Here is a 24408-nt window from a genome sequence, read left to right on the forward strand (position 1 = left end):
GATATAGACAATTAGATTCTCATTCAGCAAGGAATTGCCATGTCTCAGTTTCATCTTATCGCGCCGTCCGGGTACTGCATCAACCAGGAGGCGGCACAGCGGGGCGTTGAGCGCTTACTGGAACTCGGTTACCCGGTAGAAAATCAGACAATTATCCCCCGCCGCCAGCAGCGTTTTGCCGGTACGGAAGCGCAAAGGCTGAATGATATCAACAGCCTGGTGAACCTGCAGGGTGAGAACAATATCGTGCTGGCGGTGCGCGGCGGCTATGGTGCGAGCCGGTTGCTGGAGAGTATTGACTGGCAAGGGCTGGCAAAGCGTCAGCAGCAGGATCCGCTGCTTATCTGCGGCCACAGCGACTTTACCGTAATCCAGCTGGGGTTGCTCGCGCTGCATAACGTGGTGACCTTCAGCGGCCCGATGCTGGCCGGAAATTTCGGGGCACCCGAGCTTGATCCATTTACGGTGGAACACTTCTGGCGCGCCCTGAAAAACCCGACCTACAGCGTTGAGTGGCAGGGCAACGGGCCGCACTGGTCGTGTGAAGGACAACTCTGGGGCGGAAATCTGGCAATGCTGGTGTCGCTCATCGGGACGCCATGGCTGCCGCAAATTGACGGCGGCATTCTGGTGCTGGAAGATATCAATGAACATCCGTTCCGCGTCGAGCGCATGTTATTGCAGCTGTATTACGCCGGTATTCTGGAACGTCAATCCGCGGTTATTCTTGGCAGTTTTACCGGTGCCGCGCCGAATGACTATGACGCAGGATACTCGCTGGAAACGATGGTCGATTTCATCCGCTCACGCCTTGATATTCCTGTTATTACCGGGCTGGACTTCGGCCACGAGCAGCAAACCGTCACCCTGGCGTTAGGCGCGCAGGCCATCCTGAAGCATGATGAAACGGGCAGTCGGTTAACGATTGGGGGTCATCCGGTCTTAAAGGCATAAAAAAGCCGTTTATCCCCCTCAATAAACCGCTGTTTCCGTCGTTAATATGTTAGGGTTTTAGTAACAGCATTAACATTGAGGTGGGAGTAAGACAACATTGGATGCCACAGCGATAATCAGTCTTTTCATTCTGGGTTCTGTGCTCGTAACCTGTAGTATTTTATTAAGTTCATTTTCATCGCGTCTCGGCATACCTATTCTTGTTATTTTCCTTGCCATCGGCATGCTGGCGGGTGTCGATGGTATCGGCGGTATTCCTTTCGATAACTACCCTTTCGCTTACATGATCAGTAACCTTGCGCTGGCGGTGATCCTGCTCGACGGCGGGATGCGCACCCAGGCGAGCTCATTTCGCGTGGCGCTGGGGCCCGCCCTGTCGCTGGCGACGGTCGGGGTGTTAATTACCTCCGGTCTGACCGGCATGATGGCGGCGTGGCTGTTCCATCTCGATCTGATGGAAGGTTTACTGATTGGCGCGATTGTCGGCTCAACCGACGCGGCGGCGGTGTTTTCCCTGCTGGGGGGCAAAGGGTTGAACGAACGCGTCGGGTCCACGCTTGAGATTGAATCCGGCAGTAACGATCCGATGGCAGTATTTCTCACCATCACGCTGATAGAGATGATCCAGCAGCATGAAACGGGCTTAAGCTGGATGTTTGTCCTGCATATCCTGCAGCAGTTCGGCCTGGGGATTGCGCTCGGCCTGGCCGGGGGTTACCTGCTTCAGCAGACGATCAACCGGATATCGCTGCCTTCGGGGCTCTACCCGCTGCTTGCCCTGAGCGGCGGCATTCTGATTTTTGCCGTCACCACTGCGCTGAACGGCAGCGGGATCCTCGCGGTTTATCTTTGCGGCTTCCTGCTGGGCAATCGCCCTATTCGCAACCGTCACGCCATTTTGCAGAACTTCGACGGGCTGGCCTGGCTGGCGCAAATCGGGATGTTCCTCGTGCTGGGCCTGCTGGTGACGCCGTCAGACCTGTTGCCGATTGCCGTTCCGGCGCTGATTTTATCGGCGTGGATGATCTTCTTCGCCCGTCCCCTGTCGGTGTTTGCCGGTCTGCTGCCGTTTCGCGGCTTCAACCTGCGCGAACGCGTCTTTATCAGCTGGGTGGGGCTGCGCGGCGCGGTGCCGATTATCCTGGCCGTCTTCCCGATGATGGCCGGTCTGGACAACGCGCGGCTGTTCTTTAACGTCGCCTTCTTCGTGGTGCTGATCTCGCTGCTGTTCCAGGGAACCTCGCTCGGGTGGGCGGCGAAAAAAGCCAAAGTGGTGGTTCCTCCTGTGGGCTGGCCGGTTTCCCGCGTGGGGCTGGATATTCACCCGGAAAACCCGTGGGAACAATTTGTTTACCAACTCAGCGCCGATAAATGGTGCGTGGGGGCATCGCTGCGCGATTTGCACATGCCTGCGGAAACGCGAATTGCCGCCCTGTTCCGCGATAATGTCCTGCTGCACCCAACCGGCAGCACCCGGCTACGCGAAGGCGATATTCTGTGTGTGATTGGCCGCGAGCGGGACCTGCCCGCCCTGGGTAAACTGTTCAGCCAGTCGCCTCCGGTGGCGCTGGATCAGCGTTTCTTCGGCGATTTTATTCTGGAAGCCAGCGCCAGGTTTGCGGATGTGGCCCTGATTTATGGGCTGGATGAAGGTGCTGAAGGCGACGATAACCAGCAAACGCTGGGCGAAATCATCCAGCAGCGCCTTGGTGCGGCCCCGGTTGTGGGTGACCAGGTGGAGTTTGCCGGGATGATCTGGACCGTAGCAGAGAAAGAAGATAACGCAGTGCGGAAAGTCGGTTTGCGGCCGATGGAAGAGGACGTGGAGTAGTGGTTTTTTGCCGGGTGGCGCTGACGCTTACCCGGCACACAGACACGTTACACCGTCACAACCGGCACTCTTGGGGCTAGCGCGCACATCAGTTCATACCCTACCGTCCCCGCCGCGGCAGCCACGTCATCAATTTTGACTTCGTTACCCCACAGCTCGACCGGGGAACCAATGCCCGCCTGCGGACATGGCGTGAGATCAACGGCCAGCATATCCATGGAGACGGTGCCCACCGTTCCCGTACGCACCCCGTCTACCCAGACTGGCGTGCCGCTCGGCGCGATACGCGGGTAGCCGTCAGCATAACCGCCCGCCACAATACCAATCCGTTGCTCGCCTGTCGCCCGGTAACGGCTGCCATAGCCCACCGTGTCGCCGGCCTTCAGCGTCTGCACACCGATGATTTCGCTGCGCAGGGTCATCACCGGCTTAAGGCCACTGTTGGCGATATCCTGCCACTGGCCTGAGGGAGAGGCGCCATAAAGGACAATGCCAGGACGCACCCAGTTATAATGCGCCTCAGGATGCCACAGCGTGGCCGCTGAGTTGGAGAGCGAACGTGGGCAATCCAGCCCTTCTGCCGCCTGCTCAATGCGCACCATCGCATCGGCAATACCGTCCGGTTTTTCCGCATCGGCAAAATGCGCCATCAGCGTCATTTCGCCCACGTTCTTCAGGGCGCGCAGCTGTTGCCATACCGTATGGACCCGCTCAGGCTGGAAGCCCAGGCGGTTCATACCGCTATTCACCTTGAGATAAATATCCAGCGGTGCATGCAGTTTTGCATCCTGAATCGCTTTAATTTGCCAGTTGCTGTGAACGCTGGTGGTCAGCCGGTACTTATCCAGCAGCGGCAGATCGTCGGCGTGGAAGAACCCCTCAAGCAACAGAATGGGCCCTTTCCAGCCGCGCTCGCGCAGCAGAATGGCCTCTTCCAGATTCAGTAACGCAAAACCGTCGGTGGCGCTGAGCGCACTCCAGATACGATCGATACCGTGGCCGTAGGCATTGGCTTTCACCACCGACCAGACGCGTGAACCTGGCGCCGCCCGGCGAACAATTTGCAGATTATCCTTCAGGGCCTGCAAATCGAGCTGAGCCAGAACAGGACGGGACATGACAACTCCTTAGTTATGCGCGCCGTGCAGGTGCTGTGGACGCGAAGGGGTAAACCCCGATTGATAGCGTGCGGCACTTAAATCGTCAAACGGAATTGCCGGCGTGCGCCCGGATATCAAATCGCTAAGCAGCTGGCCAGAGCCGCAGGCCATTGTCCAGCCAAGCGTACCGTGGCCGGTATTGGTCCACAGGTTTTTGAACGGCGTACGGCCAACAATTGGCGTGCCGTCTGGCGTCATTGGACGCAGCCCGGTCCAGAAGGTTGCCTGCTCGACAAAACCGCCACGCGGGAACAGGTCGCCCACCACCATCTCCAGCGTTTCACGGCGCGGCTTCAGCAGCTCGGTGTTAAAGCCGACAATCTCCGCCATCCCGCCAACGCGGATGCGGTTATCAAAGCGGGTAATGGCGATTTTGTAGGTTTCATCCAGAATGGTGGAAACTGGCGCACCGCTGTCCTCTTTTACCGGAATGGTCAGGGAGTAGCCCTTCAGCGGGTAAACCGGAATGTCGAGAATGCCCTTCAGCATCGCGGTGGAATAGGAGCCAAACGCCATGACGTAGGCATCCGCTTTAATGACTTCATCGCCACACTTCACGCCGTAGATACTGCCGCCTTCAGACAGCAGTTTGTCGACCGCGGTATTAAAGCGGAATTTTACTCCCGCCTGCTCGCACATCTGCGCGAGACGCTGCGTAAACAGCTGGCAGTCGCCAGTTTCATCATTCGGCAAACGCAGGCCGCCCGTCAGCTTGTGCGACACTTCTGCCAGCGCCGGTTCAACCTGCCCAAGCTGGCTGGCTTCGAGCAGTTGATACGGTACGCCCGCATCTTCCAGCACGGCAATATCACGGGTGGCGTTTTCATACTGTTGCGCCGTGCGGAACAGTTGCAGCGTGCCGCCCTGGCGACCTTCGTACTCAATACCGGTGGAGGCGCGCAGTGCTTTCAGGCAGTCACGGCTGTATTCCGCCAGACGCACCATCCGACCTTTGTTTTCCATGTAGTGCCGGGTGTCGCAGTTGCGCAGCATCTGCCACATCCACTTCAGCTGGAACTGTGTGCCGTCGAGGCTGATGGCCAGGGGCGCATGGCGCTGGAACATCCACTTAATTGCCTTCAGCGGAACGCCGGGTGCCGCCCACGGCGCGGCATAGCCCGGAGAGATCTGTCCGGCGTTCGCCGCACTGGTTTCCAGCGCAGGCCCTGACTCACGATCGATAACGGTCACGTCATGTCCCGCCTGACTTAAATACCAGGCGCTGGTTACGCCAACGACACCACTTCCCAGTATGACAACACGCATAGCCACTCCATATGTGCAAAAGAACAATCTTCTAATTACAGATTGATAACCTAGTTGAAAATATTATTCAACATACGACTTTTTTATGGTGACTTACCTCACACATCCCCCACCATCAGGGGATGAGGCGAATTTGGGATCTCCTGCTGCGCGTTATTTTTAACCAGTATAAAATTCTGTGAAGAACGCTTTTTTTGCCGCATCAAAAACGGGAAATCGCAAAGAAAAAATTTCTGCTCCAGCACGCTTTTTAACACGGTGATCTATGCTTATCAGGAGGCTCTCCAGACAGAGAGAGCTCCCACAACGAGGGCGCGCTAATGGCTACTATTGATTCCCTGAATAAGGACAGCACACGTCTGAGCGATGGACCCGACTGGACCTTCGAGTTGCTGGATGTCTATCTCGCCGAAATCGACCGGGTGGCAAAACTGTATCGTCTGGATACTTATCCCCATCAGATTGAAGTCATTACGTCCGAGCAGATGATGGACGCCTACTCCAGCGTCGGGATGCCGATCAATTATCCGCACTGGTCGTTTGGTAAAAAATTCATTGAAACGGAGCGCTTATATAAGCACGGCCAGCAGGGGCTGGCGTATGAGATCGTGATCAACTCCAATCCGTGTATCGCCTACCTGATGGAAGAGAACACCATTACCATGCAGGCGCTGGTGATGGCGCATGCCTGCTACGGGCATAACTCGTTCTTCAAGAATAACTACCTGTTCCGCAGCTGGACGGATGCCAGCTCGATTGTCGATTACCTGATCTTCGCGCGTAAGTACATTACCGACTGCGAAGAGCGCTACGGCGTGGACGAAGTGGAGAAACTGCTCGACTCCTGTCACGCGCTGATGAACTACGGCGTTGATCGTTACAAACGTCCACAGAAAATCTCCCTCCAGGAGGAGAAAGCGCGGCAGAAAAGCCGCGAAGAGTATCTGCAAAGCCAGGTGAATATGCTGTGGCGCACCCTGCCGAAACGTGAAGAAGAGAAAGCGGTTGCCGAAGCGCGTCGCTACCCGTCTGAGCCGCAGGAAAACCTGCTCTATTTTATGGAGAAAAACGCGCCGCTGCTGGAGCCGTGGCAGCGTGAGATCCTGCGCATCGTGCGTAAGGTCAGCCAGTATTTCTATCCGCAGAAACAGACCCAGGTGATGAACGAAGGCTGGGCCACCTTCTGGCATTACACCATCCTTAACCATCTATACGACGAAGGGAAAGTCACCGAGCGGTTCATGATGGAGTTCCTGCACAGCCATACAAACGTGGTGTTCCAGCCGCCTTACAACAGCCCGTGGTATAGCGGCATTAACCCGTACGCACTCGGCTTTGCGATGTTCCAGGACATTAAACGCATCTGCCAGTCGCCAACGGAAGAAGATAAATACTGGTTCCCGGATATCGCCGGCTCTGACTGGCTGGAAACGCTGCATTTCGCGATGCGTGACTTTAAGGATGAGAGCTTCATCAGCCAGTTTATGTCGCCGAAGATCATGCGTGATTTCCGCTTCTTCACCGTGCTGGATGACGACCGCAATAACTACCTGGAGATTTCGGCGATCCATAACGAGGAAGGTTACCGAGAGATCCGCTCTCGCCTCTCCTCCCAGTACAACCTGAGCAACCTTGAACCCAACATTCAGGTATGGAACGTGGATTTACGCGGCGATCGCTCCCTGACGCTGCGCTATATTCCGCACAACCGGGCGCCGCTGGATAAAGGACGCAAAGAGGTGCTGAAGCATGTGCATCGCCTGTGGGGCTTTGATGTGCTACTGGAGCAGCAGAATGAAGATGGCAGCGTGGAGCTGCTGGATCGTTGCCCGGCGCGGTTGAATACGTTGTAATGGTTTTTGCCGGGTTTTGTAGGCCCGGTAAGCGAAGCGCCACCGGGCGAAAAAAACCTCTCACTTGAGAGGTTTTTTATTTCAGCGGCCCTGAATGGCTAAATCACCCGGCAGAGTTTTCTGCATCCGGTGCCAGATTTCACCGGAATCGTGGCCGTAGCGGCGCACCGTTTCATACACCTGATCGTGCAGGCCTTCAGTACAGAGCTTGCTGAGCTTATGGTAGAAGCCCAGCGCCAGGCTGCGCGCCTCAGGGTTGGCAAAGTAGTGGCGACCGATACGGGTATACAGCCCTTTCATGCCGTTCAGGATCAGACCGTACACCGGGTTACCGGAGGCAAACGCCAGTCCGCGGAAAACGTTGTAATCGAGCGTGGCAAAGGCATCCGCGTGATCTTCCACTTCGTTCGCGCTGGCAAGCACCTGCAGCGCGTCTTCCGGATGCTGACGAAAAGCGGTACGAATAAAGATTGTCGCAATGTTGGTACGCACCGAGAGCAGATTATCAATCAGCTGTGGCACGCTTTCGTGATCGAGGCGCGCCAGCGTTTCAAGAATGTTCAGCCCGGAAGTTTCCCAGAAGTTGTTTACTTTCGTTGGCTTACCGTGCTGGATCGTCAACCAGCCATCGCGCGCCAGTCGCTGGAGCACTTCACGCAGCGTGGTGCGAGTGACGCCAATCAGTTCAGAGAGTTCGCGTTCAGCCGGAAGAATGGATCCCGCAGGGAAGCGATTATTCCAGATGCTTTCAATGATGTACTCTTCCGCGAAACCCGCCGGGCTCTGCGCCTTAATGACCATAGTGAGATTTCCATTACACAGCTTTTGCAAATTGCACTCATCATACCAGAGGCATGCTGTGGCAGGTAGCGCGTGAAAGAGAGAAAAGAGGGATCGCTGTTTTATTTTCGTGAAATTTACAATACACGCTTATCCGCCTCCGCCACGCATTTTTTGCGTATACTGATGTTTTGTTTTACCTGACGGGGAAGGACGTCTGTTGTGGAAATTTCTTTTGGGCGCGCGCTGTGGCGCAATTTTTTAGGCCAGTCTCCTGACTGGTACAAACTGATACTTCTGGTTTTCCTGGTTGTTAATCCCATTATTTTTAGTATCGCTCCGTTCGTCGCCGGGTGGCTGCTGGTGGCGGAGTTTATCTTCACCCTGGCCATGGCGCTGAAATGTTATCCCCTGCTGCCGGGTGGTTTGCTGGCTTTTGAAGCCGTGGTTATCGGTATGACGAGCGCAGAACATGTCAAAGCCGAGCTGGCATCCAACCTTGAAGTGCTTCTGCTGCTGATCTTCATGGTGGCCGGTATCTACTTTATGAAACAGCTGCTGCTGTTTATCTTCACCCGCCTGTTGCTTAGCATTCCGTCTAAAACGATGCTGTCGCTGGCGTTCTGCCTTGCTGCCGCATTCCTTTCGGCCTTCCTGGATGCACTAACCGTCGTGGCGGTGGTCATCAGCGTTGCCGTCGGGTTTTACGGCATTTATCACCGCGTGGCATCGTCCCGTCCGGGCGAGGATTTGCAGGACGACAGCCACGTCGAGGCGCATAACCGTGAGGTGCTGGAACAGTTCCGCGCGTTTCTGCGCAGCCTGATGATGCACGCGGGCGTCGGTACCGCATTAGGTGGCGTGATGACCATGGTAGGTGAGCCGCAAAACCTGATCATCGCCAAAGCGGCTGAGTGGCATTTTGGCGAGTTTTTCCTGCGCATGGCACCGGTCAGCCTGCCCGTGTTCGTCTGCGGGTTAGCGACCTGTATCCTGGTCGAGAAATTCAACGTTTTCGGCTACGGTGCGCAGTTGCCTGAGCCAGTTCGCAAAGAGCTGCATAAATTTGACGAGCAGAACCGTACGCAGCGCACGCGCCAGGAGACGCTGCGTCTGATTGCGCAGGGGATCATCGGTATCTGGCTTATCGTCGCGCTGGCTTTCCATCTTGCCGAAGTCGGGCTGATTGGTCTTTCGGTTATTATTCTTGCGACGACCTTTAGCGGGGTAACGGATGAACATGCTATCGGTAAAGCCTTTACCGAAGCCCTGCCGTTTACCGCGCTGCTGGCGGTCTTCTTTGCGGTGGTGGCGGTGATTATCGACCAACACCTGTTCGCCCCGATTATTACTTTTGTACTGCAGGCGGCGCCCGACGCGCAACTGTCGCTCTTCTATCTCTTCAACGGCCTGCTGTCGTCCATCTCCGATAACGTTTTTGTCGGCACGGTCTACATCAATGAAGCCAAAGCGGCGATGGAAGAAGGCATTATCAACGCCGGGCAGTTCGAGCTGCTGGCGGTTGCCATTAATACCGGCACCAATCTGCCGTCGGTGGCGACGCCAAACGGACAGGCCGCTTTCCTGTTCCTGCTGACCTCGGCCCTCGCGCCACTCATACGTCTTTCTTATGGAAAGATGGTCTGGATGGCGCTGCCCTATACGCTGGTGCTCACCATTGTGGGATTGCTTTGCGTCAAAATTACCCTCATTCCCTGTACGCAATGGCTGATACAAGCGGGTATACTTGCGGCGCATTAAAATTCGTTTACACTGCGCTTTCTAAGCATGTTCCAGGGAAATGATTATGTTGAGATTTTTAAACCAGTGCTCCCGCGGTCGCGGAGCATGGTTGTTAATGGCCCTGACCGCCTTTGCGCTGGAAATGGTCGCGCTGTGGTTCCAGCATGTGATGGGACTCAAACCCTGCGTGCTCTGTATCTACGAGCGCTGCGCGCTGTTTGGCGTCATGGGCGCGGGTCTGTTGGGTGCGATTGCACCTAAAACACCGCTCCGTTACGTCGCTATCGCGGTCTGGCTGTACAGCGCCTGGAAAGGGATTGAGCTTTCCTGGCAGCACACCATGATGCAACTGCACCCGTCGCCGTTCATGACCTGTGATTTCGCTGCCCGCTTCCCGAGCTGGTTGCCGCTGGATAAATGGCTGCCGCAGGTGTTTGTCGCTTCCGGTGACTGCTCTGTACGTCAGTGGGAATTCCTGTCGCTGGAGATGCCGCAGTGGCTGGTGGGCATTTTTGTGGCCTACTTCGTCGTGGCGCTGCTGGTGCTGATTGCTCAGCCGTTTAAGCCGAAGAAGCGCGATCTGTTCGGAAGGTAAAAGCAAAACGGCAACGATAGTTGCCGTTTTTAGTTTTTGCGCCCTCTCCCGTGGGAGAAGGTTGGGGTGAGGGCATCAGGCCGCACCCCAATAAAAACCCGCCTCGGCGGGTTTTTATTTATCACCGGGTCGGGTGATTCATAATGTGGTCTTCCCAGTCCCGCACCTCGGACTCTTTCACCGCGATGTGACGCACAGAGATACGCTCGCCGTGCATGGCCGCTTTAGAGCCGGTCAGCAAGGGGTGCCATGTCGGCAGATCCTTCCCTTCCGCCAGCAGGCGATACGCGCAGGTATGCGGCAGCCATTCAAACGTCGGCAGGTTCTCACGGGTGAGTTTAATGCAGTCCGGCTCGAACTCGAAGCGGCGCTCGTAGTTGCGGCACTGGCAGGTTTTGATGTTTAACTGCTTACAGGCAACGTTGGTGAAATAGATTTCATCAGTGTCTTCATCCATGAGCTTATGCAGGCAGCACTGCCCGCAGCCGTCACATAACGACTCCCACTCCACGTCAGTCATTTCGTCGAGAGTTTTGCGTTGCCAGAAAGGGATGTCGTTCATCAGGATGTCCACACGTCAAAAGAAAGCGCACCTTATAACGAGTCTGGCACGTTGATGCAAGTTTTGCCGCCCTGAGGGGCGGCAAAATGCGTTTACAGCACGCGGGTTTTCAGTGACAGGCCGTTAAAGCTCACGTCCAGTTCGTCTCCACCGTTAAGAGGTCCGACACCTTCTGGCGTACCGGTCAGGATCACATCACCCGGCTTAAGGGTAAAGAAGCGGCTCATATAGGCAATCAGCGGCACGATCTTATGGATCATATCTGCCGTGGTGCCCTGCTGGCGGATCTCACCGTTCACTTTCAGGCTGAGGGACGTGTTCTGTGGATCGCCGGTAAATTCGCCGACCGGAACAAAACCCGAGATCGGGCAGGCATTATCAAAGCCTTTGGCTTTTTCCCACGGCTGCCCTGCTTTCTTCAGCTTGCCCTGTACCTCACGCAGCGTCAGATCCAGCGCCACGCCGTAACCGGCAATAGCTTTTTGCACATGCTCTTCGGAGGCCTGGCGTAGCGTCGCGCCAATCAGCACCGCCAGCTCCACTTCATGATGCACTGAACCCAGTCCCTGCGGCAGTGCCAGCGGCTGGCGGATATCGCAAAGCGCGGTTTCCGGCTTAATAAACAGCACCGGCTCTTCTGGCGTCGCGCTGCCCATCTCCTGAATGTGTTTGGCATAATTGCTGCCCACGCAAACCACTTTGCTGACGGGATAATCCAGTAATGCACCTTGCCAGTTATGATGTTGATACATGGTCGACCCCTAAACGGTTGATGTGTTATGCCCGAAAACAGGTGAGGCTATTTTTTACCGGTCGCCTCAAGATGCTGTTTTAATAAATTCTCGGGAGGTGGCGGAAGCTGTAAATAATAGCCTTGCTCCGTTAAGGCCGTTTTAACTTTTTCCAGATCGGCGTTAACCAGTTTCTTACGACCGTCGAGCGGCAGCAGCATCGCCAGCTGAGGTCGGCCAAAGCTCTTCATTAATTCTTCTGGCACGCGGGAAAAATCGTCTTTCTTTTCGACATAAAGATAGGTCTGGTCGCGGCTTGTACTTCTGTAGATCACACAAAACATGTTTTTACTCTGAATTCATAGGTGGTTGCTTGCCTCAATATACTCCTGACTATAACATGCCTGATACTCTTCGGAATATCGCAGCGAGTGGTTGCGGTTAATAGCAAATTGAGTAAGGCCAGGATGTCAAACACGCCCATCGAGCTTAAAGGCAGTAGCTTCACCTTATCAGTGGTACATTTGCATGATGCAAAACCCGAGGTTATTCGTCAGGCGTTAGAAGACAAAATCGCTCAGGCTCCCGCCTTTCTGAAACACGCCCCTGTTGTTATCAATGTCAGCGGTCTGGAATCCCCGGTTAACTGGAAACAACTCCAGCAGGCCGTCTCCTCTACCGGTCTGCGCATTGTGGGCATCAGCGGCTGTAAAGATCCTGAGCTGAAAGCGGAAATCGACCGTGCGGGACTGCCTCTTCTGAACGAGGGCAAAGAAAAAGCCCCACGTGCGGCCCCCGTTGCCGTTGAAACGCCCCCACCTGCGGTACAAAACGTTACCGCCCTCACAAAAACGCGAATGATTGATGTGCCGGTTCGTTCCGGACAGCGCATTTATGCACCAAACTGTGATCTAATTGTTACAAGCCACGTCAGCGCTGGCGCTGAGCTGATTGCAGATGGCAATATTCACGTTTACGGTATGATGCGTGGGCGTGCACTCGCCGGGGCGAGTGGCGATCGGGACGCACAAATATTTTGTACTCACCTGACTGCGGAACTGGTGTCCATCGCAGGTGAATATTGGCTGAGCGACAAGATCCCAGCCGAATTTTATGGCAAAGCGGCTCGTCTGCGACTGGCAGACGACGCGTTGACCGTTCAACCGTTGAATTGATCCCTTTTTAACAAGGAATTTCTATGGCACGCATTATTGTTGTTACTTCGGGTAAAGGAGGCGTTGGCAAGACCACCTCCAGCGCGGCCATCGCTACTGGTTTGGCCCAGAAGGGAAAGAAAACCGTCGTTATCGATTTCGATATCGGTCTGCGTAACCTCGACCTGATTATGGGTTGTGAACGTCGCGTCGTGTATGACTTCGTAAACGTGATTCAGGGCGATGCCACCCTTAACCAGGCGCTGATTAAAGACAAGCGCACCGAGAACCTTTATATCCTCCCGGCCTCTCAGACGCGTGACAAAGACGCCCTGACCCGCGAAGGGGTTGAAAAGGTGCTCGATGAGCTGAAAAAAATGGAGTTCGACTTCATTGTCTGTGACTCCCCTGCCGGTATCGAAACCGGTGCCCTGATGGCGCTCTATTTCGCTGATGAAGCGATCATCACCACGAACCCTGAAGTGTCATCCGTCCGTGACTCTGACCGCATTCTCGGGATCCTCGCATCCAAATCCCGCCGTGCGGAAAATGGCGAAGACCCGATTAAAGAGCACCTGCTGCTGACCCGCTATAACCCGGGCCGCGTAAACAAAGGTGACATGCTGAGCATGGAAGACGTGCTGGAGATCCTGCGCATTAAACTGGTGGGCGTCATCCCGGAAGACCAGTCCGTGCTGCGCGCCTCTAACCAGGGCGAGCCAGTGATCCTTGATACAACAGCAGATGCCGGTAAAGCGTATGCGGATACGGTTGACCGTCTGCTGGGAGAAGAACGTCCTTTCCGCTTCATTGAAGAAGAGAAGAAAGGTTTCCTCAAACGCCTGTTCGGAGGATAAGTTATGGCATTACTGGACTTTTTTCTCTCGCGGAAAAAGAACACCGCCAACATCGCAAAAGAACGACTGCAAATCATCGTTGCGGAGCGTCGTCGTAGCGACGCCGAGCCTCACTACCTGCCGCAGCTGCGCAAGGACATCCTGGAAGTGATCTGCAAATATGTGCAGATTGACCCGGAGATGGTCACCGTGCAGCTGGAGCAAAAAGACGGGGATATTTCGATTCTGGAGCTGAACGTCACGCTCCCGGAAGCGGAAGAGTCGCGTCCGTAGTTTTTAATTTCGTAGCCCCGGTAAGCGCAGCGCCACCGGGGGAATATGCCGGGTATATCGCCCGGCATATTGATTATCGTGGATACCCTTCCAGCAACGTATTCAGGCGATCGGCCATCAATTCCCCGCGCCAGCCCGCCATCATTTCCGGTAAGCCATTCTGCGGTTTCAGCTTCCAGTGCCAGTTCAAAAGCTGGTTTATCTGACGACGTGATGCCAGCAGTTCGGCACTCAGTTTGCTTTCTGCCGCCACAGCCTGCACCAGCGCTTTAATATCTTTAAACGCTTTGCGATAGCCCGGCATATCCATCAGATTCAGCAGCGGCTCTGGCAGTGCGTCATCCGGTATCTGCTGCGCTTTGGCCACCAGCGCGAGCAGCGTTTTTCCGTGAAAGCGGATTTCGCTGCCTGAAAGCCCAATGCTGTCCAGCTCCCCCATGCTGCCTGGCATATAGCGTGCGACCGCCCACAGGTGCTCTTCGCGTACCACAAAGTTAACGGCCAAATCGCGTTCGCGCGCTTTACGCAGGCGCCAGTCGGCTAACAATTGCAGACAGGCCAGCTGACGCGTACGCAGCTGCCACGCGTTGCTGATATCGCGCCAGGCCTCTTTCGGGTCAGCGATTTCCTGGCGACGCTGCTGCGTCATGCTGCACTCATCCAGTGCAGCAGGCAGCCAGCCGGAGGCTTCTGCCTCTTTCATCAGTTGTCCGGCAATCGGCAGCAGGTAAAACACATCTGCTGCAGCGTAATCCAGCTGACGCTCTGTGAGCGGGCGCGCCAGCCAGTCGGTACGGGATTCACTTTTATCCAGGGTCAGGCCGGTGTACTCCTCAACCATGGCGGCAAAGCCCCATGAAAGCGGACGATTGCTGAACGCGGCGAGGATCTGCGTGTCAATCAGCGGCTGCGGCATGATGCCAAACGTATTCAGAAAGACTTCCAGATCTTCACTGCCTGCGTGCAGGTATTTGGTGACCGCAGTATCAAGCAGCAGGTCACGCATCGGCGTCCAGTCGGTAATGCCGAGCGGGTCAATCAGCGACACGTGTTTGCCGTCGTACATCTGAATCAAACCCAACTGCGGATAATACGTCCGGGTACGGACAAACTCGGTATCCAGGGCGATGGCAGGAAAGTCGCGCGTCACTTCGCACAGCGAAGCCAGCTCGTCGTTGGTCGTGATCATCTGGTAATTCAAAACGGTTTCTCTTTTGTTTGCGCCCATAAAAAACGCCGGCTAAACCGGCGTCTGGGCGATTAGCGTGAAGCTCAGGCCTTATTGTCCACTTTGGCACGGGCTTCGTCACGTAATTCTCGTCGTAATATCTTCCCGACGTTCGATTTCGGCAGCTCATCGCGGAACTCCACCAGCTTCGGCACTTTATAGCCGGTGAGCTGACGGCGGCAGAACGTGATGAGCTCCTCCTCGGTAAGAGAGGCGTTTTTCTTCACCACAAAAATCTTCACTGCCTCGCCGCTGCTGCCGGAAGGTACGCCAACCGCGGCAACTTCAAGCACGCCGCTATGCTGCATCACCACATCTTCGATCTCATTCGGATAGACGTTAAATCCCGAGACGAGGATCATGTCTTTCTTACGATCGACAATGCGCAGGAAGCCCTCTTCGTCCATCACCGCGATATCACCGGTGTGTAGCCAGCCGTCTTTGATGATTTCGTCGGTGGCATCAGGACGCTGCCAGTAGCCCAGCATCACCTGTGGCCCTTTAACGCACAGTTCACCCGGCTCGCCCGGTGCAACTTCGTTGTCGTCATCATCCACCAGTTTGGCTTCCGTCGACGGTACGGGCAGGCCGATACTGCCGCTGTGATAGTCGATATCATGCGGATTGACGCTGACCAGCGGGGCGCATTCGGTCAGGCCATAGCCTTCGAGTAAATACTGGCCGGTGAGTTTCACCCAGCGCTCTGCCACCGCCTGCTGAACCGGCATTCCGCCGCCCGCAGAGAGGTGCAGCGTGGAGAAATCAAGCTGCTGGAACTCTTTGTTATTAAGCAGCGCGTTAAACAGGGTATTGACCCCGGTCATGGCGGTGAACGGGTATTTCGCCAGCTCTTTAACCAGCCCCGGAATGTCGCGTGGGTTGGTGATCAGCACGTTCTGACCGCCCAGCTCAATAAACAGCAGGCAGTTCATGGTCAGCGCAAAAATGTGATAAAGCGGAAGCGCGGTGATGACCACCTCTTTGCCCGGATGCAGCAGCGGCCCGTAGGTCGCATTCACCTGCTCAAGGTTCGCCAGCATATTGCGGTGAGTCAGCATGGCGCCTTTGGCCACGCCGGTAGTGCCACCGGTGTACTGCAGGAACGCAAGATCCTCTGACACCACTTCTGGTTTGACGTATTGCATACGATAACCGGCATGCAACGCGCGGCGGAAGGAGATGGCATCCGGCAGATGGTATTTCGGTACCAGACGTTTAATGTATTTGACGACAAAGTTAACCAGCGTGCCCTTGGCGGTGGAGAGCTGATCCCCCATGCGCGTCAGGATGACGTGTTTCACCTGGGTTCTGTCGACCACTTTCTCCAGCGTGTGGGCAAAGTTTGAGACGATCACAATTGCGGTCGCGCCGCTGTCGTTCAGCTGATGTTCCAGCTCACGTGGGGTGTAGAGCGGGTTGACGTTGACGACAATCATCCCGGCCCGCAGGATACCAAATAACGCGACCGGGTATTGCAGCAGGTTCGGCATCATCAGCGCGACGCGATCCCCTTTTTGCAGCCCCAGCCCTTCCTGCAAATAGGCCGCGAACGCCCGACTCCGCTCCTCAAGCTTACGGAACGTCATCACCTCACCCATATTGATAAACGCGGGCTGATCGGCGTAACGCCTTACCGAGTGTTCAAATAATTCAACCAGGGATTGATAACGGTCAGGATTGATCTCCGCAGGCACATCTGCGGGATAACGGTTAAGCCAAACCTTGTTCAATGCATCACCTCTGAATTGAGTGTTCGTCGTCATCACAACCCCGATAATAAACAGTTTGTTAACATTATATTAACTCAGCGTACCAGTTTATTAATTGCCCAGATTTAAGGTTGCGAAGCGCGTCACTCTTTTTTTTCGTTTTAGCCGTAAAAAAACAGAGACAGCGGCTGAGCCGCTGTCTCTTTTCTAACAATAACAGTAAGTTACTCAGTAACGATCGTCTGTACCTGCGCCGGGCCTGGGTTATACCAGCCCCAGCCGGGGTAGCCGTAACGATACGGGTGGGGGCCCCACATCCACGGATCAACAGGCTGGGGCGGCATGATCACCTGCTGTGTCAGCCGCCAGCGTTTGTAGCCGTTAACCTGCATGGTCATAAATTTGTAAGGCGTTGTGCCGATTTTGCCCTGTGTCGTGCCGGTAATCGGCCCGACGACGGTCACCAGCTGTCCACGGAAATCAACCGGGTCGAGGAAGCCGCTGACATCGGCAAAAATGCGCCCGCGCGAGGTTTCGCCGAGGATCGGCCGCGCGCCGCTATCCAGTGGCACGGTGGCGATCTCCAGCCGGGTTTTCCCCTGCTGGTTTTGCACCTCAATCACCTTCCCGCCGAAGCGCGCTTCCTGACCGACGTAAAGCTCAGGGGCATTCATCACGCGAACCAGATCCTGCTGTGGCGTAGGGCTACTGCCCTTAATCGCATCAGGAACGGAAACGCATCCGCTCAGTGCTATGGCCACAGCGCCTGCCATAATTAGGCGTACTACTTTAGTCTGAACCGCCATGATGCGACTCCTTTTTCTCAGTTCCTGTTACTGAGATTCACTCGCGGCCTGGAAGTTTCTTCCACGCGACGGTGTTTCGCAAATAAACCGGCTCGGCATGTTCAACGGCCACGGTTTTTCCTGCTGCGAGCAGCTGGCAGGCCAGAGGAAGCATATCCTCTGCGGCAGGCAGAAGCATGTTGCCGTCCACCAGCGTTACGCCGGTACCGTTTGCCATGTCAGGCCATGCCGCCCAACCGGTCCCTACCGTCGCCCACTCACCGGAGAGGTTTTGCAACCGTTCGGTTACCGCTTCCGGCTTGAGTACCGCTTCCGTCTCTTCGCCGTGCCACACGCCCTGCTCGTCGCGGGTGTATTCAGCCCAGTAGACTTCGCCCATGCGGGCATCAATCGCTGCCAGCACACGGGTAGCACCGGTCATACGCCACGCGCCCTGCGCCATCGTCGCCAGGGTGGAAACACCGATCATCGGAAGGTCAGCGCCCAGCGCCAGCCCCTGCGCAATACCGATCCCAATGCGTACACCCGTAAAGCTGCCGGGGCCACGGCCAAAGGCCAGCGCATCGAGGTCGGTTAAGGTGGTGTTGCCCTGGGTCAAAATCGCTTTCACCAGGGGCAGAATACGTTGGGTGTGTTCTCGTGGGCACTCTTCGAAATGAGCAGAAATAGCACCGTCGTTCCACAGAGCAACGGAACACGCCTCTGTAGCGGTATCAATAGCCAGAATTCGCATCAGTCGTCGCGCTCTCGCAATGGTCAGTCACAAAATGGCGCGCATCTTAGCACACTCCCGGGCAAATTACTCCGCCGTTGGGTTGGCCAGGAAGCGAACCGCGCGTTTAATGTCCCGCGTACGCGGCGCGGGCGGCAGGCTGGCGAGGAAGGTCGCACCGTAGGGGCGCATCACCAGCCGGTTATCACAGATAACGAGCACGCCGCGGTCGTCCACGTCGCGGATCAGGCGTCCTACCCCCTGTTTGAGGGTGATCACCGCGTCCGGCAGCTGTACCTCGTCGAAAGGATCGCCTCCGCGCAGACGGCAGTCTTCCATTCGCGCTTTGAGCAGCGGATCGTCCGGCGAGGTAAAAGGCAGTTTATCGATAATCACCAGCGACAGGGTATCGCCCCGCACGTCTACGCCTTCCCAGAAACTGCTGGTTGCCACCAGAAGCGCATTTCCGGCACTGACAAACTGCTGTAACAGTTGCCCTTTGCTGGTTTCCCCCTGCAGCAGGACAGGCAAGGTCATGGTGGCGCGGAACTGTTCTGCCAGGTCGCGCATCATGGCGTGAGAGGTGCAGAGCATAAAGCAGCGGCCATTGTTGGCCTCAATCATCGGCTTCAGCATGGCTGCCAACAGGCGTGCGGCGCCAGGCTGGTTGGGTAACGGCAGATTACGCGGCACGCAGAGCAGCGCCTGTTTTTCATAATCAAACGGGCTCGGCAGCAGCAGTGACTCCGCCTGTTCAATCCCGAGACGCTCGGTGAAGTGGTGCAGATCGTCATTCACCGACAGGGTCGCGGAGGTAAATATCCAGCTCCCCGGTTTTTGCGCCATCACCTCTTTGAATTTGTCTGCCACCGTCAGCGGCGTAAGCGCCAGGGTGAAATGACGCGAGGTGCATTCATACCAGTAGCTGTACCCCGGCTGGTTGATCTCCTTCAGCCGTTTCAGCCGCCCGCGATAGAGCGTGGCACGCTCGAAGGCAGCGTCCAGCAGCGCAGAACGGCCAAGCGACAGTTTCGCCACGTCGTAACAGAGTTCCAGCGCGTCATCCAGCAGCAGTAGCGCACGCTGGATATTATTGTCCGCCAGCAACTCGCGCAAATTGCCGCGGTAGCCCGGCTCGCCAAGCTGCAGGCGAAAATCCTGCGCGCTTTGCGCGAGGCGATCGGCACATTTTTGCAGCTGCTGGGTATCTTTTAATTCAGTGCGATAAGCAATGGTGAAATCTTTCGCCAGATCCAGCAGCTGGCGGCTGGAGAGCGACTGGCCGAAATACTGGCTGGCGATATCCGGAAGCTGATGGGCTTCGTCGAAGATCATCACTTCCGCTTCAGGAATAAGTTCGCCAAAACCGCTGTCTTTCACCACCATATCCGCGAGAAACAGATGGTGGTTGACCACCACCACATCTGCATCCATCGCCGTTTTACGCGCTTTGACCACAAAACAGTCTTTATACAGCGGGCAGTCGCTGCCCAGGCAGTTGTCATTGGTGCTGGTCACCAGCGGCCAGGCGGGAGAGTCTTCCGCCACGCTCGCGCAGGTGCTGATATCCCCCTCTTCCGTCTGGTTAGCCCAGGCGCGAAGGATGATCACATCACTCAGGGTCTGCACCGGCAGGTCGCCGCCCGCCAGCGCCTGCTGTTCAAGACGCTCCAGGCAGAGATAGTTGGAGCGCCCTTTCAGCAATGCCAGCCGCCCTTTGTATTTCAGCGCTTTTGCCACCGTCGGCAAATCACGGCTGTAGAGCTGATCCTGCAACGCCTTCGAGCCGGTAGAGATGATCACCTTCTTTTTCGCGCGCAGCGCCGGTGCAAGGTAAGCGTAGGTTTTTCCCGTGCCGGTTCCGGCCTCGACCACCAGCGGCTGTGCCTTATCGATGGCGCGAGCGACGGCATGCGCCATCTGACGCTGCGGTTCACGCGGTTTAAAACCGGGAATAGCCTGTGCTAACTGCCCTTCAGGGGAAAAATCGTCTGCCACGGTGTTCTCTCACTGTATTTTTGCACAGGGATTATGTCAGCCCATCCTCTCCTGTGCCACCCCAAATAGTGACGACGACGAAACAATATGGCAGTCTTGCCGCCTGATGACGAAAGTAACGAGGAAACGTTTATGACAATTGTGCGCATTGATGCCGAAGCCCGCTGGTCTGATGTAGTCATTCATAACCAGACGCTCTATTACACTGGCGTGCCGTCCAATCTGGATGCGGATGCCTTTGAACAAACAGCTGACACCCTGGCGCAGATCGATGCGGTGCTGGAAAAGCAAGGCAGCGACAAATCGCGTATTCTGGACGCCACCATTTTCCTGGCGAATAAAGACGATTTTGCGGCCATGAACAAAGCCTGGGATGCGTGGGTGGTGGCGGGTCACGCGCCTGTACGTTGTACCGTACAGGCCACGCTGATGAAGCCGGAATACAAGGTAGAGATTAAGATTATCGCGGCTGTGTAAGCCGGTTACTCTTCATCTTCATCCTCGAAACGCGCCACGATCCGCTCGCCGGTATGGGTGGCGCGAAGTTCTTCCGCCACCTGAGAAATGGCCTGCCCGCTGCTCATCCCCTGGGACATCAGCTCCTGGATCCGCTCAACCGCTTTCTGCTGTTGCTCGTGGCTCAGAGAAGGTAAACCTGCAAACATCGTCAACTCCTGCTAAATTATTCGCGCTAATTATTTCACGCTGCCCGGTAGTATGCCACACATGAACATGCGCTTCCCCACTGTTATTACCCTGCCGTGGCGTACTGACGCCGCTGAATTCTGGTTTGCTCGTCTGAGCCATCTTCCCTGGGCGATGCTGCTGCATTCCGGCCATGCGGACCATCCTTACAGCCGCTTCGACATTGTGGTTGCTGACCCGGTGCGCACGGTGACATCCGAAAACCAGCCCTCCACGCACGATCCGCTGATCAAGCTTCAGGAGGCTATCGACGAGCTGGGTTTGTCTGCCACGCCTAACCCGGATCTTCCCTTCCAGGGTGGTGCGCTGGGCGTGTTTGGCTATGACCTTGGTCGCCGCTTTGAAACGCTGCCTTCCGTTGCGAAGGCGGATCTTCCGCTGCCGGATATGGCGGTGGGACTTTACGACTGGGCGCTGATTGTCGATCACCATAAACAGGTGGTCTCCCTGCTCAGCCATTCGGATGTGGAGGCACGCCTGGCGTGGCTGAACGCGCAGCAGCCCGCAGCCGCGCCAGATTTCCGTCTGACCTCTGCGTGGCGTTCAAACATGACCCCGCAGACCTATGCGGAAAAATTCGCACGCGTACAGGCATATCTGCAAAGCGGCGATTGTTATCAGGTGAACCTTGCCCAGCGCTTCCAGGCGACGTATCAGGGCGATGAATGGCAGGCCTTTACCCGCCTCAATGCCAGCAACCGGGCACCGTTCAGTGCGTTTATCCGTCTCGATCAGGGCGCGATCCTGAGTCTTTCGCCTGAGCGGTTTATTCATCTGGCGGAAGGCAAGATCCAGACACGCCCGATTAAAGGGACCTTGCCGCGCCTGAGCGATCCGGCTGCCGACCGCCAGCAGGCGAAAAAGCTCGCCGCGTCACCGAAGGATCGCGCCGAAAATTTAATGATTGTCGACCTGATGCGCAACGACATTGGCCGGGTGGCGGTACCGGGCAGCGTTCGCGTGCCGGAGCTGTTCGTCGTCGAGCCTTTCCCGGCGGTGCACCATCTGGTCAGCACCATTACCGCACAACTGCCGGCTTCGCGTACCCCCTGCGATCTTCTGCGCGCCGCGTTCCCGGGTGGCTCCATCACCGGCGCGCCAAAAGTGCGGGCGATGGAGATTATCGATGAGCTGGAACCGCACCGTCGCAACGCCTGGTGCGGCAGCATTGGCTACGTTAGCGTCTGCGGCACGCTGGATACCAGCATCACTATTCGCACCCTGACGGCCTGCGACGGCCAGCTTTACTGTTCCGCAGGCGGCGGGATTGTTGCTGACAGCCAGGTCGAGGCGGAATATCAGGAAACCTTTGATAAAGTTAACCGTATCCTGCAACAACTGGAGAACTGACGGGTGGAGAGAGAGAACCTGACGCTGGATGATTTTCTGTCGCGCTTTCAGCTTTTGCGGCCACAGGTGAGCCGCGAAGCGCTTAATCAACGTCAGGCGGCGGTGCTGATCCCCGTGGTGCGCCGTGAGCAGCCCGGTTTGCTGTTGACCCAGCGCTCCCCTCATTTACGCAAACATGCCGGTCAGGTCGCTTTCCCCGGCGGCGCGGTAGACAGCAGCGATGCCTCGCTGATTGCCGCGGCGCTGCGTGAAGCGCAGGAAGAGGTGGCGATCCCACCGGAGGCCGTCGAGATTGTCGGCGTCCTCCCGCCGGTGGACAGCGTGACCGGTTTCCAGGTGACGCCGGTGGTGGGCATTATCCCGCCCGGCCTTCAGTATCACGCCAGTGTTGATGAGGTGTCTGCGGTGTTTGAAATGCCACTGGAAGAAGCCCTTCGCCTCAGTCGCTATCACCCGCTGGATATTCAGCGCCGTGGACACGATCATCGGGTCTGGTTGTCCTGGTATCAGCATTATTTTGTCTGGGGCATGACGGCGGGCATCATTCGTGAACTGGCTCTGCAAATCGGCCTGAAGCCTTGACTATACTTTACATTCCACCCTCTTTTGTCAGGTTTGCGATCGGCGTCGCGCTATTAGCAAAACCATCGTTAACCATTAGTTTAATTCATGTGAATAGTTAAGCCGAGGTCGATGTTCCCTCTTACACTATGCGCAGTTATAACATCGTTACTGGAACCCCGGTAACCCTGTCAGGAGTGTGAAAGTGATTAGTATATTCGACATGTTCAAAGTGGGAATTGGCCCTTCGTCTTCCCATACTGTTGGGCCGATGAAGGCCGGTAAACAGTTCGTCGATGATCTGGTCGAAAAAGGATTACTGGAAAGCGTTACCCGTGTCGCCGTGGATGTCTACGGCTCACTGTCATTAACGGGTAAAGGCCACCACACCGATATCGCCATTATTATGGGTCTGGCAGGCAATATGCCGGACACTGTAGATATTGATGCCATCCCGGCATTCATCCGTGACGTGGAAGCGCGCGGTCGCCTGCTGCTGGCTAACGGCCAGCACGAAGTGGATTTCCCGCAGGATGACGGGATGCGTTTTCGTAGCGACAACCTGCCGCTGCATGAAAACGGCATGACCATCCATGCATGGAATGGCGAAAAAGAGATTTACAGCAAAACGTACTACTCCATCGGCGGTGGATTCATCGTGGATGAAGAGCATTTCGGTAAAGAGAGCACTGGCGACGTCAACGTGCCGTATCCTTTCAAATCGGCCACCGAGATGTTGGGTTATTGCAAAGAGACCGGCCTGTCGCTCTCCGGCATGGTGATGCAGAACGAACTGGCACTGCACAGCAAAAAAGAGATCGAAGACTATTTTGCAAACGTATGGCAGACCATGCGCGCCTGTATCGATCGCGGGATGAACACCGAAGGCGTGCTGCCGGGTCCGCTGCGCGTACCGCGTCGTGCCTCTGCCCTGCGCCGCATGCTGGTGACCACCGATAAATTCTCCAACGACCCGATGAACGTGGTCGACTGGGTGAATATGTTCGCTCTGGCAGTTAACGAAGAAAACGCTGCCGGTGGCCGCGTAGTGACGGCGCCCACCAACGGTGCGTGCGGTATTGTTCCGGCGGTGCTGGCTTATTACGATCACTTTATTGAACCTGTTACGCCAGATATCTACATCCGTTACTTCCTGGCGGCAGGTGCCATCGGTGCGCTGTACAAAATGAACGCTTCTATCTCTGGCGCTGAAGTAGGATGCCAGGGTGAAGTGGGTGTGGCCTGTTCCATGGCGGCCGCTGGTCTGGCTGAACTGCTGGGCGCAAGCCCTGAGCAGGTTTGCGTGGCGGCGGAGATCGGTATGGAACATAACCTGGGCCTGACCTGTGACCCGGTTGCCGGGCAGGTGCAGGTACCGTGCATTGAGCGTAACGCCATTGCGTCGGTGAAAGCGATTAACGCCTCCCGTATGGCAATGCGCCGTACCAGCGAGCCTCGCGTGTCGCTGGATAAAGTTATTGAGACCATGTACGAAACCGGTAAAGACATGAACGCGAAGTACCGTGAGACTTCCCGTGGTGGTCTGGCCATTAAGGTACAGTGCGACTAATACCTCCCCT

The 24408-nt window shown here is 56.1% G+C and carries 24 protein-coding genes; 12 read left to right on the top strand and 12 right to left on the bottom strand.

Annotated features, from left to right (window positions below; translation table 11 throughout):
- Positions 1-39 precede the first annotated feature (39 nt).
- Complete coding sequence (ldcA, locus tag VF709_RS01130) at positions 40-954, top strand: muramoyltetrapeptide carboxypeptidase (RefSeq protein ID WP_013096158.1); 915 nt, start codon at positions 40-42, stop codon at positions 952-954.
- Between the two features lie 97 nt (positions 955-1051).
- Positions 1052-2785 carry a potassium/proton antiporter gene (locus VF709_RS01135; protein WP_013096157.1) on the top strand — a complete coding sequence of 578 codons (1734 nt, stop codon included), beginning with the start codon at positions 1052-1054 and terminating at the stop codon, positions 2783-2785.
- Positions 2786-2832: 47 nt separating this feature from the next.
- On the opposite strand, the gene dadX is transcribed toward VF709_RS01135, so the two are convergent.
- Together dadX and VF709_RS01145 are read right to left on the bottom strand one after the other, a co-directional pair.
- The gene (gene dadX, locus VF709_RS01140; RefSeq protein ID WP_013096156.1) at positions 2833-3903 is read right to left on the bottom strand and encodes a catabolic alanine racemase DadX; all 1071 of its coding nucleotides are present in this window, start codon (positions 3901-3903) and stop codon (positions 2833-2835) included.
- Between the two features lie 9 nt (positions 3904-3912).
- The gene (locus tag VF709_RS01145; protein WP_014832348.1) at positions 3913-5211 is read right to left on the bottom strand and encodes a D-amino acid dehydrogenase; all 1299 of its coding nucleotides are present in this window, start codon (positions 5209-5211) and stop codon (positions 3913-3915) included.
- 320 nt (positions 5212-5531) lie between these two features.
- Between VF709_RS01145 and VF709_RS01150 the strand changes: the two genes are divergently transcribed.
- Positions 5532-7064 carry a SpoVR family protein gene (locus tag VF709_RS01150; protein WP_149896324.1) on the top strand — a complete coding sequence of 511 codons (1533 nt, stop codon included), beginning with the start codon at positions 5532-5534 and terminating at the stop codon, positions 7062-7064.
- Positions 7065-7145: 81 nt separating this feature from the next.
- Here the strand turns inward: VF709_RS01150 and fadR are convergent, their stop codons facing one another.
- The gene (gene fadR, locus VF709_RS01155) at positions 7146-7865 is read right to left on the bottom strand and encodes a fatty acid metabolism transcriptional regulator FadR (protein ID WP_013096152.1); all 720 of its coding nucleotides are present in this window, start codon (positions 7863-7865) and stop codon (positions 7146-7148) included.
- A gap of 201 nt (positions 7866-8066) precedes the next feature.
- Here fadR and nhaB point away from each other — a divergent pair, with 201 nt between their 5' ends.
- A complete protein-coding gene (nhaB, locus tag VF709_RS01160; RefSeq protein ID WP_045903159.1) occupies positions 8067-9605 on the top strand; it encodes a Na(+)/H(+) antiporter NhaB in 1539 nt (512 codons plus the stop codon).
- Positions 9606-9651: 46 nt separating this feature from the next.
- Positions 9652-10182 (top strand): disulfide bond formation protein DsbB, encoded by a 531-nt coding sequence (gene dsbB, locus VF709_RS01165; protein ID WP_028028084.1) that lies wholly within the window; start codon positions 9652-9654, stop codon positions 10180-10182.
- Positions 10183-10303: 121 nt separating this feature from the next.
- Here dsbB and VF709_RS01170 read toward each other — a convergent pair whose 3' ends face one another.
- From VF709_RS01170 to VF709_RS01180, 3 genes are all read right to left on the bottom strand, one after another.
- Positions 10304-10744 carry a YcgN family cysteine cluster protein gene (locus VF709_RS01170; RefSeq protein ID WP_014832353.1) on the bottom strand — a complete coding sequence of 147 codons (441 nt, stop codon included), beginning with the start codon at positions 10742-10744 and terminating at the stop codon, positions 10304-10306.
- Positions 10745-10836: 92 nt separating this feature from the next.
- A complete protein-coding gene (locus VF709_RS01175) occupies positions 10837-11496 on the bottom strand; it encodes a fumarylacetoacetate hydrolase family protein (RefSeq protein ID WP_038984664.1) in 660 nt (219 codons plus the stop codon).
- 47 nt (positions 11497-11543) lie between these two features.
- Entirely contained in the window at positions 11544-11819 is a 276-nt protein-coding gene (locus VF709_RS01180; RefSeq protein WP_013096146.1) for a YcgL domain-containing protein, read from the bottom strand.
- 123 nt (positions 11820-11942) lie between these two features.
- Between VF709_RS01180 and minC the strand changes: the two genes are divergently transcribed.
- From minC to minE, 3 genes are read left to right on the top strand one after another with little or no spacing between them, the layout of a single operon-like run.
- A complete protein-coding gene (gene minC, locus VF709_RS01185) occupies positions 11943-12650 on the top strand; it encodes a septum site-determining protein MinC (protein ID WP_129252455.1) in 708 nt (235 codons plus the stop codon).
- Positions 12651-12673: 23 nt separating this feature from the next.
- Positions 12674-13486 carry a septum site-determining protein MinD gene (minD, locus tag VF709_RS01190; RefSeq protein ID WP_013096144.1) on the top strand — a complete coding sequence of 271 codons (813 nt, stop codon included), beginning with the start codon at positions 12674-12676 and terminating at the stop codon, positions 13484-13486.
- 3 nt (positions 13487-13489) lie between these two features.
- A complete protein-coding gene (gene minE / locus VF709_RS01195; RefSeq protein ID WP_008500504.1) occupies positions 13490-13759 on the top strand; it encodes a cell division topological specificity factor MinE in 270 nt (89 codons plus the stop codon).
- Positions 13760-13832: 73 nt separating this feature from the next.
- Here the strand turns inward: minE and rnd are convergent, their stop codons facing one another.
- From rnd to VF709_RS01220, 5 genes are all read right to left on the bottom strand, one after another.
- The gene (gene rnd / locus VF709_RS01200) at positions 13833-14960 is read right to left on the bottom strand and encodes a ribonuclease D (RefSeq protein WP_187170760.1); all 1128 of its coding nucleotides are present in this window, start codon (positions 14958-14960) and stop codon (positions 13833-13835) included.
- Positions 14961-15031: 71 nt separating this feature from the next.
- The gene (gene fadD, locus VF709_RS01205) at positions 15032-16717 is read right to left on the bottom strand and encodes a long-chain-fatty-acid--CoA ligase FadD (protein ID WP_072193822.1); all 1686 of its coding nucleotides are present in this window, start codon (positions 16715-16717) and stop codon (positions 15032-15034) included.
- 203 nt (positions 16718-16920) lie between these two features.
- The gene (locus VF709_RS01210) at positions 16921-17502 is read right to left on the bottom strand and encodes a Slp family lipoprotein (RefSeq protein WP_013096141.1); all 582 of its coding nucleotides are present in this window, start codon (positions 17500-17502) and stop codon (positions 16921-16923) included.
- Between the two features lie 37 nt (positions 17503-17539).
- Complete coding sequence (tsaB, locus tag VF709_RS01215) at positions 17540-18235, bottom strand: tRNA (adenosine(37)-N6)-threonylcarbamoyltransferase complex dimerization subunit type 1 TsaB (protein WP_013096140.1); 696 nt, start codon at positions 18233-18235, stop codon at positions 17540-17542.
- Positions 18236-18301: 66 nt separating this feature from the next.
- Positions 18302-20212 (bottom strand): ATP-dependent DNA helicase, encoded by a 1911-nt coding sequence (locus VF709_RS01220; RefSeq protein ID WP_013096139.1) that lies wholly within the window; start codon positions 20210-20212, stop codon positions 18302-18304.
- Positions 20213-20344: 132 nt separating this feature from the next.
- Here VF709_RS01220 and VF709_RS01225 point away from each other — a divergent pair, with 132 nt between their 5' ends.
- Positions 20345-20689, top strand: a complete 345-nt coding sequence (locus VF709_RS01225; RefSeq protein WP_013096138.1) for a RidA family protein — start codon at positions 20345-20347, stop codon at positions 20687-20689.
- Positions 20690-20694: 5 nt separating this feature from the next.
- On the opposite strand, the gene VF709_RS01230 is transcribed toward VF709_RS01225, so the two are convergent.
- Entirely contained in the window at positions 20695-20877 is a 183-nt protein-coding gene (locus tag VF709_RS01230) for a YoaH family protein (protein ID WP_008500497.1), read from the bottom strand.
- A 61-nt stretch (positions 20878-20938) separates the two neighbouring features.
- Between VF709_RS01230 and pabB the strand changes: the two genes are divergently transcribed.
- The 3 genes from pabB to sdaA all read left to right on the top strand — a co-directional run bounded on the left by pabB (position 20939) and on the right by sdaA (position 24398).
- Positions 20939-22267, top strand: coding sequence for an aminodeoxychorismate synthase component 1 (pabB, locus tag VF709_RS01235; RefSeq protein ID WP_148790662.1), 1329 nt, complete (start codon positions 20939-20941; stop codon positions 22265-22267).
- A 3-nt stretch (positions 22268-22270) separates the two neighbouring features.
- Positions 22271-22849: a CoA pyrophosphatase gene (locus tag VF709_RS01240; protein ID WP_013096136.1), complete on the top strand. Its 579-nt coding sequence runs from the start codon at positions 22271-22273 to the stop codon at positions 22847-22849.
- A 184-nt stretch (positions 22850-23033) separates the two neighbouring features.
- On the top strand, positions 23034-24398 hold the full coding sequence (gene sdaA / locus VF709_RS01245; protein ID WP_038419892.1) for an L-serine ammonia-lyase: 1365 nt from the start codon (positions 23034-23036) through the stop codon (positions 24396-24398).
- Positions 24399-24408: the final 10 nt, after the last annotated feature.

It is taken from the genome of Enterobacter sp. Lyrl_3 (assembly GCF_051948675.1).
GTDB lineage: Bacteria > Pseudomonadota > Gammaproteobacteria > Enterobacterales > Enterobacteriaceae > Enterobacter > Enterobacter cloacae.